The sequence below is a fragment of the Candidatus Saccharimonadales bacterium genome, from assembly GCA_036397795.1.
In the GTDB taxonomy this organism is placed as follows: Bacteria; Patescibacteriota; Saccharimonadia; order Saccharimonadales; family DASWIF01; genus DASWIF01.
Genome location: DASWIF010000001.1, coordinates 1 through 6,914, shown reverse-complemented (window position 1 = coordinate 6,914; position 6,914 = coordinate 1). Strand labels below are relative to the sequence as shown.

4 protein-coding genes are annotated in these 6,914 nt (G+C 52.8%); 1 reads left to right on the top strand and 3 read right to left on the bottom strand.

Going from position 1 to position 6,914, the window contains the following annotated elements:
• Window positions 1-663, bottom strand: a 663-nt coding sequence (locus tag VGA08_00020; protein ID HEX9679000.1) for a hypothetical protein, incomplete at its 3' end; no start/stop codon positions are given.
• Window positions 664-1,355: 692 nt separating this feature from the next.
• Between VGA08_00020 and VGA08_00015 the strand changes: the two genes are divergently transcribed.
• Window positions 1,356-1,505 carry a hypothetical protein gene (locus tag VGA08_00015; GenBank protein HEX9678999.1) on the top strand — a complete coding sequence of 50 codons (150 nt, stop codon included), beginning with the start codon at window positions 1,356-1,358 and terminating at the stop codon, window positions 1,503-1,505.
• 171 nt (window positions 1,506-1,676) lie between these two features.
• On the opposite strand, the gene VGA08_00010 is transcribed toward VGA08_00015, so the two are convergent.
• The gene (locus VGA08_00010) at window positions 1,677-2,411 is read right to left on the bottom strand and encodes a hypothetical protein (GenBank protein ID HEX9678998.1); all 735 of its coding nucleotides are present in this window, start codon (window positions 2,409-2,411) and stop codon (window positions 1,677-1,679) included.
• 21 nt (window positions 2,412-2,432) lie between these two features.
• Window positions 2,433-6,914 (bottom strand): hypothetical protein (locus tag VGA08_00005; protein HEX9678997.1); only part of this gene is annotated, 4,482 nt, incomplete at its 5' end.

Genomic DNA, 6,914 nt, shown 5'->3' with positions numbered 1-6,914 from the left:
GTCAGTTCCCCCGCCTTGCAGCCGCAAGACGTTACCGGCGCCGGTCTGGTTGACGGCAATAGCGCTGTTGGCCGTACTGACAGCCTGGGGAGTAGCGCCGGGGTCAAGTTGGACAAAGCCGGTGGAATCACGGCCGTCGAGTAGCTCGGAATCAAACGCGAACGGCACAGCCGAGACTTTCATCCTCGGTGACATCTCGCCATCCCATGACGCCGACCCGGCCGAACCGCCAATGTTGATCGACAACCAAATCTCCTCGCCCCAGTCAATTGCCGGAAAAGTCGTTATCGAGCCAAGCTGAACGGTCAGATAACCATTCACCACCCTCACCAAATTGCCGGTGGTGTGGGTCTCTACCCACAGACAATCGTCGGTGCCTCCCCCGACACAAACACCTTGGGCAGAACCGCCGGCGGCGGCCGAATCATAGAGCTTGAATTCGACGTGATAATCTCCGTCCGGCACCAAACCGCCGGCGTCGTTTAGCAGTCGCGCCTGAAAGTTGAGCTCATCGGATGCAGCCGCGATTAGCGGCGAGGCCGGAACAGTTAGTTGAGCAACTAAGGCGCCGATTAATACCAACAGGGACACAACGCTCGTTCGACCCAGCACCAAGGCGTGAAGTACTGAGTCGAACCAACGCTCGTCCCTTAATTTTGACAACAACGCAAAACGGGGCAGCTGTGCTGTCCCTTCCCCTGTTAACTCGATTGAGTTAGGTCTTGTTGGTTGTTTGTCTTGGCATACGTATCTCACGTATGTTGATTCGCAACAAGAAATAGCCGTGGTGAGTTGCTAAAGGATCTTCGGCCCCTAAGGATTTAGGAGTCTGCTGATCTTAATACTGCTGTGAGTCAATAACCACCCACAGTCGTACTCATTAACATGAGTACTCGCCTTGTTTACGCCTTGTTACGCCTTTTTGTTATTGTTTTGGTTCCACCTGTATCTGTTTTTAACCATATTTTTGTGTTTAGATACAAGCCACAAGCATGATAACAAAAGTGGTTATAATTCACAACTGTCTCACCCCTAAAACGAGGATGGCTTTTGTGGATAACTTTCAGCCCAGACTGACGCGATAGCCGTGGCCTCTTGAGAATTTAGTAATTACCCGCCAAGTGATATCAACTCAACAACTTAAGATACAATATAGCATGGATGATATATATGTATTTGACCCACGAATAAAGCGCCCTGTTCTTGGGCGCTTATCCGAGCTTCAATGAAGCTTGCAGTCGCTAGTTAAATACTAAACAGAGGGCAGTAGTACCTCTGTTTTTTTGGTTTTTGTTTTTACCGTTAATGGTTTTGATCGCAAAAAGGCTAACGACACCCCTTCTCCCGATCTGGTTGTGGTGAACGACCTCAATGGACCGGATAACTCTGACGGCAACTGTTTTTGGACACCACTTAACACCCGCAAACGCGCGGCGTTAGTTGATCGGCTGTCCAATCGGGCCAAAAATGGTCTGGGCCTGACGGAAATCCAATTGGTTATATGATATGTTCCGGTCATTTTTATTTTTGCTCTATCAAGAAATATCAACCCGGCAACTGTCGTTTGTCCCGTTTCATACCTCTTATAGTCATTTTAAGGTTTTTGTTTTTGACTTTGAGCTGAACTAGATTGTACACAAAAATCCTTAAGCTTGCAAGCTTTTTACCCCATATTATTAGTCTAGGCTGTTGACAAAGTTAACCCAAGTTTCGTCCGTTAACGTTAGCGGGCTTCGTAAAAAGACTAGTAGTCCCAAGTGACTAAAGATAAGTGTTTGCTGTCCGCTCTCGGCCGTCACCAGATAAGCTAGGCCCTTGTCGGTCACCAGACGATTTATTGTCTGCTTGTCAGATAGCGAGATGGCTAATTTTTCGACACCGTCTGGCTTGGATTTAACATCCTCTGGCAAGACTTGCTGGCTGATGGTGACCGAAACACCGTTTAGGTCGGCTTGGAGGGTTGCTACCTCTCGTTCAGGATCATATTTTACGCCACTCTCGTCGTAGGACTCGGGCAAAAGTGTATCAAAACTTGGGGTGGCTAAACCGGTGTCGGTTTCGCCTAAAGTCTCCTTGGCCGAGCCAGTAAACACTCTAAAGCCGATAAAAACCACTAAAACGACTGTTAGTCCAAGTAAAAACCCGCGATTTTTAAAAATTATTAACTTGCCACCGATCCTGGCCACGGTGTTTTTTGTTGAGTGGAGTGTTCGCCTGAGCCAACCGTAGGCCCGAAGGGCATCAGCTTGAGCCAATTTCTTCAACTCCTCAACATCAGCTTCTAGTCTGTCCGGATTAGGATCCTTAAAGTCATCATATAAATCAATTACGGCGTCTCCGGGCTTGATGGAAGAATCTTCTGGCTTAGCCGCCGAGTCGTTTCGTTTTCTTTGGTGGAATTGGTTATCCATCAATCTTATTCTAGCAACTTTTTAAGGCCCCGGGGGCGTATCGAGTGGTTGCTTCTCCCCGCCGGTAAAAGTCTTACCGTGCCTTAAGCGCTTACCCGGATCAGCGGTGAAGAACAGTGTTATGTCAGTAATAGTTGGCCCCCGGCTAACGTCGTCCGGATAGCCATAGGTTTGCGAAGCGTCGATGCTGATCGAGAAATAAACGTAGCGGGCAAATTCGGTATCAACCCCAGACCCATCAAGCGGAGTGTAGGTATTGACCGTACCGAGCGTGGTGTCGCCAAAGTCAGTCTCCTGCCCCCAGGCAGCGTTGGCGGCGGTCGAGGAACGATAGATGGTCTGCCAACGGGCACCGATGGAATTATCCACCCCGTTCATAAGCCAGCGGTTAGGAAAGACATCGGTATCGGTATCTATCATCCGGGAGTACTTGGCTACCTGCGGCTGAGACAATAGCGCAGTCTGAACGACCCGATTGGAACCGGTCAGGTCCAGCCCTGGGCGCACGGCTACGGTGTAGGCCACGCTTTGATCCGTCGAGCCCATGCTAAAGTTGCCTGGGTTTTCACTAGCGGCTGTGGCCGTCAACCGAGCGCTGGAGGTGCTGGCGCCGGAGTTGCTGGTATCGATGGTGACAGTGTGCGTACCGTTGGTGTAAGTTGAGGGATAAGAGGTGACTGAGGTATAGGTGCTGCCACCGGCGTAAGCCAGCCACAACGTGGCTTCAACGTCCCAGTTTGGTGGATTGAGCGTTCCAGGATCTGGCGTGCTGGTATTACCGGCACTGGCGCCTGTGGCATCGACACTATTGGTAATGCTTCCGTACCAATCGGCGGCAAGAATACGATACACCTGAGCGGTAGCTCGCTCTCCGGCGCTGGTCTGGAAGTCGAAGGTGCCGCCGTCTTCGCTTCCGTCAGCCAGTCTAGCAAAGACCGAGGCCCTAACGTTGCCACCGTTAGCGGTACTGCTAATAGACGACCAGCCGCCGCCAGATACACTCACGGTAGCGCTACCGTCGCTAGTAAACAAAGCTAGAAGCAAATCGCCGGCATCAACCGTAGCCGGCATCGATACGTTATGAGTGGCGGTATCAGAGTCAAAGATACTTTGGGTAATTGATTGTACCGCCGGGGCAGTCGAATTGGCGCAGGCACCGCCCAGAACGTAGGCCTTGCCTTGATATAAAACGGCTGCGTTGCCGTAACGCTCGCCGGTGTAGGCTTGATTGGTTTGGTACCACTCGCCGACACCAGTCGGATTGTTACCAGTCGCAATGGTGGTGTTGGCACTGATCGGCGCCACTAGAGTTCGACTGTAGCATGTGGCGTTCGCCGAACGGCCGCCAAACAGATACATGTAACCATTCGAGGCAAAGCCATCGGCTTGCCTGAGCGGCGTTGGCAGATTGGTGGTATAAGACCAAGAATCAACCGTGCCATCGGTGTTGATTTGCGTAAATTGAACGTCGCTCAAATACTCCGAACCAGTGTAACCCCCTAAAACATAGAGGTTGTTGGCGTAAGCAACCGTGGTGTGGCCGCTTCGGGCGACGTTAAACGCTGTCGACGTCGACCACGCACTGGTAATGTTACCACCCGAGCTAAGCTGTGGGCTGACGTAAACAGTGGTTTGAGCAGTTGCTGAAGTGTCGTTACCGCCGGTGACATAAATGCGATTGTTCCAGACAGCCGCGCCGTGCTGTGTTCTGGCTGCTGGCAAACCGTTGCTGGCCGTATTCCAAGTGCTAACATCTCCTGATGAAGGCGTGCCGTAGTAAATTTCGGCTCTCTCGTCGGTGGCGGTATCGCTCTGACCGCCGATGTAATACAGCGTGCCGCCAGCCGTTTCTAATTGACCCCAGGCCCTATCGGCTGGCAGGTTAGCACTGGTAGATGACCAGGAGCCAACGTTGCCGTAGGCATCAAGCGCGGCGTATTGAACGTTGTTAGTAGCATCCGAGCAGTCGTCGGCGCTAACGCAGCCGCCGGCCATGTAGATATATCCGTTAAGCACGGCAGCACTGCTACCGAGACGATCGGTTGTAAACAAATTAGTACTGGCGCTGTAACTAGCCGGGGTACCCGAATCGTTGTTGTAGAGCTGGAAAGTCTGAACCGAAGGTTCAAAGCTAGAGCAGCTACTCGGGCTGGCGCCGACATCGCACCCCCCGATCACGTACGCATAGGAGTTTGAGACAGCCATACTTAACCCCCAGCGTTGATTAATGGTCACCGATGAGGTTATGAACGAGTCGATGCTGCCATCTGACACGTTCATTTTGGACCATTCGATAAAGGGAATGATCCCAGTTCCGGTATCGTCATATCCGCCAACGGCGTAAACATGGCCGTTGTAGCCAAAAGCCCAGCCTCGGCGGCGGCCAATAGATAATTTATTGGGCGACTCGATCCAGTCGTTGCCCGACACCGCCACCACGTTGTTGCTGTTATTAATCTGAGCATATAGAACGTCGTCTTTGTCTCCTTCCGCCTGGGAGAAGCCACCTATTAAAAAGACGTAATTGGCGTAGACCGTACCCGAGTGAATACCTAACCCGTCGGTACCACCCGATCCTGGAGTTGAGTCTATTTGTAGTTGACCAGATGTAGAACAGCCTGAAACACTGCCGCTGGTTGTGATGTTGCACTTATAAACTTCGGTTTCGTAGTCGCTGCTGGCACAACCAGCGCCGGAGGTTATGTTGCCACAGCCACCGAACAAGAACAGATTGCCGGGATTGGTTCCGGCTGAGACCGGGTTGGCCCGAGCATAAGCGTAAGTGTAAGCCACGTCCTCGGCAATACCGGCAGTCGTCATATCGACGCTCGACCAAGAGCTGGCCAGGCTGCCGTCGCTATTAGTCGAGTTGTAGTAGATGTTGGTCGAAATACCGCCGCCAGTCAGGCCGCCGACGATATAAATTCGGTTATTGAAAGTCGCCACCCCGGCCGCGGCTACTCCAGTGGTACCGTTTACCCGGTTGGTTGAGTCGACGCACCAGGCGCCGTAACTGGTACCACCACACGAGCTGGGCGCTGATAGCCTCCCGTCCGAGCCGATCGAGACGTAGGAGACGTTACCCGAAACGTCGTCGTCGTCCCCAGCCGGGTTGGTGCCGTCGCAATCATAATCAATACAGCCGCCAATAACGTACAGGTAGCCGTTAAGAATGGTCGTGGCAGATAACATTTGTCCGCCTTCGCCGGCGTCATCTCCGGGTGGCGGCAAGTCGCAATTGGTCGGCGAGCCACCGCTGCAGGGACTAGTGCCGCTGGGCACGGAGATGCTGACGGTGGAGACCTCGCCCGCCGGGTTGATTACCCCATAATGGGTAGTGGAAGTCACCGTCTCGCAAGTTCCATCTGTGGCGTTCTGGGAAGTGCAGCCACCGACACGGTAAATAGCATTGCGCCAAGACACTAGGCCGTAACCAATCCGCTGGTTGGAAATATTGCTCATACTACCCCACGGAGCCAGACTACCGTCGGCGTTGATACTGGCCAGTTGGACGTCGTCGGCAATGGTAGTGCAGTAGCCACTGCCGTTGATGGCCGTACAACCACCGGCTAGATAAATGTAACCACCCCAAACCGTGGAGTAGTTTCCACCCCAACTGGAGCGGGCGGTCGTAAAGCTACTGGTTGCCACCCAAGGGTTCATTGTCCCGTCATTGTTCAATTTGGCGTAGTGGACGCTGCTTTGGAGCGTCCCGCTGGAATTGCCGCCTATCAGATACATATAATCGTTATAAACCTGCACGCCGTGACCATGCCGGGCAGAGGGCAAGGCCGACATACCCGTACTACTCCAGCTGCCGTAAAGACCGGTCGGGCTGAGGTTAGCATATTCTACGGTGGTGATACCGCCCGGGCTAGCATTAGTCTGCCCGGCTAAGATATAAATCCGATTATTATATGCCGTTGCTGCCAGGTAGCTTCTTTCTGAAGACAGGTCGTAAGTCGCGGATTGATACCAGTACACCCAGTTGCTTTTATCAGAATCAGTCGGATGCCACAGACTCGGCTCACCATTGGCGCCCAGTTTAGTAATGTAAATATCGTTTGAACGCACGCCACTATCATCGACACCGCCGATGGCATAGAGAAAGCCATTGTAAGCCACTAATGAAAGACCGGCTCTCTCATTAGGTAAATCGTAGGCACTATCAGTGCACCAGTCAGTGCAGGCGCCGGCACCCGGATTTGGGCTTTCAATCTCGCTGTTGGAGGTACTGAGCCGGGCCCAGTAAACTCCGGGTCTAACCTCGTTTCCGGTATCTCCCACCAAACCGTGGTCCCAGGAGGCCACAATACCGGTGCCGCGTAAGATGTCGCCGACGCTGGCGGTTGCAACATAGGTTTTATTGGTTTGGGTCGAGGTTTCTATACCGCTCGCTGTACCCAGCACGGCCGAGGTGGGATTTGGACTGTCGGTCCTTTCTGTGAGCGGCGATGTCCAGCTAGTCCAGCTGCCGCTCTGGCCATTACCGGCACCCATGAC